This is a genomic window from Limnospira sp. PMC 1279.21 (assembly GCF_032349615.1).
Taxonomy (GTDB): Bacteria; Cyanobacteriota; Cyanobacteriia; order Cyanobacteriales; family Microcoleaceae; genus Limnospira; species Limnospira fusiformis.
This window is the reverse complement of record NZ_JARPLU010000209.1, coordinates 4,030-6,931: the sequence shown is the minus strand read 5'-3', so window position 1 is coordinate 6,931 and position 2,902 is coordinate 4,030. Positions and strand designations below refer to the sequence as shown.

Below are 2,902 nucleotides of genomic sequence, written 5' to 3'. Positions count from 1 at the left end.
TAGGGTATCTACATCAGGAGCCGTATGAGGTGAAAGTCTCAAGTACGGTTTGGAATTGGAGTTGGGGAAGGCGACTTCCCTTTCGACCATAACGATCAAAACTTAACATCAAGGAGTTTCAACGTGATTGAACCATTACTTTCGGGGATCGTCTTAGGCTTAATCCTGGTGACATTAGCGGGACTATTCTTTGCAGCCTATCAGCAGTACAAACGCGGAAATCAACTGATTGACTAAGATTCCCACAAGGCAGGCCTTGTCTCTGGGCTGCCTTGTCTCTGAGGTTTCGAGGAGCGATCGCGATTTTTTGATGATAATTGCCGAGAGCAGTCCAATCAGTCCAATCCAGCCACAAAAAGGGCGCGACTCAAGAGCCACGCCCGCCAGTCAAATGGTTAAGTTGATGTCCTAGTAGGTTTCAACGTGCCAACGGTGCTTTTTCTTGAGTTGCTTCTGATAATCAGACCAGTCAACATCAAACTTACCTGCTGCGGCCGACATTCCCTCATCAATGCCGCCTTCCATACCTTTGAGACCGCAAATATAAGTATGGGTGTTGGGTTTTTGGATCAATTCCCATAACTGATCGGCATTTTCCTTAATCCGATCCTGGATATACATTTTGCCACCTTCTGGGTTTTGTTGTTCCCGACTAATGGCTAATGTCAGGCGGAAGTTTTCAGGGAACTGTTGCTGTAATTCTTCAAGTTCCTGTTGATAGAGGATGTTGGGGCTGTAAGGAATGCCAAAGAACAGCCAAGCCAAGCCTTTGAACTTGTAATCTTCGTGCTGTTCCTTAAACATCCGCCACAGGAATGCCCGGAAAGGCGCAATTCCCGTACCCGTTGCCATCATAATGATAGTGGCATCCTCATCCTCTGGGAGCAGCATTTCTTTACCGACCGGGCCAGTAATAGCCACATCAGCCCCAGCTTCCAGGTTGCACAGATAAGTTGAGCAAACTCCATAGACGGTTTCCCCGGTTTCTGGGTGTTTATATTCCAACTGACGAACACATAGGGAAACTGTTTTATCATCTACATGGTCGCCATGACGGGTAGAGGCGATCGAATACAGCCTGAGTTTATGGGGTTTGCCATTGTTGTCAGTTCCTGGCGGAATAATACCAATACTCTGACCTTCGAGATAGCGCAAGTCGCCGCCACTGATATCAAAAATCAAATGGCGAACAGTCCCGGTTCCACCTTCCCTAACTAACTCTTCGTTAGACAGGCATTTGCCGATATATGGATTTTTGGGCTTGTAAATGTTAACAGGAATATCTGTTTTGGCTTTCGCTTGAGTCATAGTAGGGGTTTGGGTTCCAGATGATTGGCTCTGTTGTCCATTTTCTGGTGCCGCTTGAGTCCGAACCGGAGGGGTTTCGCCAGCAGGGTAGATATTGACAATCTTGGCCCCCATTTTAGATAGGCGACGCATCTCCTGGTTCATGCGTTCGTAGGGAACGGTGAGGTAGACTGTGCCACTGCGACGAATGGGATAGTTAAAGTTGTCAGTGTTCTGTCCCTGACGCATCCCTTCGACTTCAAAGACAAAGATACGGCCCGCCGCTCCTGTCCTCATAGCAACACCAGTTCCAGTTGGACTGTACATTCGTTATTTCTCCCTTAACAATACTGAGCTGTTCACCCAAAAACTGTGACAGATTGATCAGTTTCGGCGATTTTTAAAGCAAAATTGCTAAATTGTTCAGACCAATTACTCCCACACTCCTAGCCAGAGGTGGAGTTTATATTCCCGAACCTGTCACACTCCTAGCCATTTTATCAAAAAATGGGGTACAAAGCCCCATTCTTTAAGGTAGCCGAGGATGGCTTTTTGTCAGCAATTCTCATTTTGACCCGCATCCTGTCCAAGATGCCCGATGATGCCCAATCTTGAACGAAAGAATGGGGCTTTCAAGAATCGCTCTTGAGATGATTCTCAATAAGCTGGGGCAAAATTTCCATAATGAGAATTGCTGGCTTTTTGTGAAAGTTATTGCATATTTTTCGCTTGTATGGTAAAATTGCGGTTTTATAAATTGGTGGTCCTCCGGAAACAGAATTGGCGGTTGATTTTCACGGGTGATCTTCGGGTTCATCGAGATGTTCGGATACATCCCGATAAAGGTTGAAAATATGATGGTCTTTGAGACCATAGACTACATTGCGTCCCCTTTTCTGATAACTGACAAAGCGCATGGTCCTCAGAATTCTCAGTTGGTGGGATACGGCGGATTCGGTCATGTCAACGGCGGCGGCTAGGTCTCGCACACGCATTTCTTTCAGGGCTAGTGCTGACAAGATACGCCAGCGGTTGGGGTCTCCTAGGGTACTAAAAAATTCTGCCATCCGTTGGGCCTTTTCCATGCTCAAAATTTTCTCTGGGGCGAGGGGCTGGTGGTCGTGGTGATGGGGATTGCTATCAAGGGTGTCAGACATATTGTGATGTGGGGGTTTGACTGTGGGGGATTAATCTCAATTCTAAAGAAATTATTAAACTTCCAGATACATATATCTGAAAGTCTGTTCAGATGTTATAGTAGTTACTATGAAAGCTTGTTCAAGCATAAGTCTATTATATCTTGAGGAGAAGTTCTGATGACCACGGTAACTCAAATGAAATGCGCCTGCGAGTCCTGTCTGTGTATTGTGGATACGACAAAAGCGATCGCCAAAAATGGCCAATATTACTGTAGCGAAGCCTGTGCTAATGGCCATCCTAATGGGGATGGTTGCGGTCATAAGGGTTGCAATTGTCACCACTGATTAATTAATTTGGGGGGTAGCAGCAGAGTTGATGGATGGTGATAGATAATCTGCTGCTATTTTTTGGGGAATTTAGCCGATCGCTTTGCTGACTCTGGTTGGGTTACACTTGGTTTCACCCAACCTACAAA

General features: G+C 46.0%; 4 protein-coding genes. 2 read left to right on the top strand and 2 right to left on the bottom strand.

The features are described from left to right. Window positions 1-123: 123 nt before the first annotated feature. A complete protein-coding gene (petG, locus tag P5683_RS21470) occupies window positions 124-237 on the top strand; it encodes a cytochrome b6-f complex subunit V (protein ID WP_006616220.1) in 114 nt (37 codons plus the stop codon). A 171-nt stretch (window positions 238-408) separates the two neighbouring features. Here the strand turns inward: petG and petH are convergent, their stop codons facing one another. Beyond that, complete coding sequence (petH, locus tag P5683_RS21465; protein WP_006669353.1) at window positions 409-1,614, bottom strand: ferredoxin--NADP reductase; 1,206 nt, start codon at window positions 1,612-1,614, stop codon at window positions 409-411. A gap of 467 nt (window positions 1,615-2,081) precedes the next feature. Then, window positions 2,082-2,444 carry a helix-turn-helix transcriptional regulator gene (locus P5683_RS21460; protein WP_006624014.1) on the bottom strand — a complete coding sequence of 121 codons (363 nt, stop codon included), beginning with the start codon at window positions 2,442-2,444 and terminating at the stop codon, window positions 2,082-2,084. Window positions 2,445-2,603: 159 nt separating this feature from the next. Between P5683_RS21460 and P5683_RS21455 the strand changes: the two genes are divergently transcribed. Further along, complete coding sequence (locus tag P5683_RS21455; RefSeq protein ID WP_006616223.1) at window positions 2,604-2,771, top strand: metallothionein; 168 nt, start codon at window positions 2,604-2,606, stop codon at window positions 2,769-2,771. Window positions 2,772-2,902 lie beyond the last annotated feature (131 nt).

Coding starts and splice junctions, on each gene's coding strand:
- P5683_RS21460 (WP_006624014.1), bottom strand. CDS start 2,444: ATGTCTGACACCCTTGATAGCAATCCCCATCACCACGACCACCAGCCC.
- petH (WP_006669353.1), bottom strand. CDS start 1,614: ATGTACAGTCCAACTGGAACTGGTGTTGCTATGAGGACAGGAGCGGCG.
- P5683_RS21455 (WP_006616223.1), top strand. CDS start 2,604: ATGACCACGGTAACTCAAATGAAATGCGCCTGCGAGTCCTGTCTGTGT.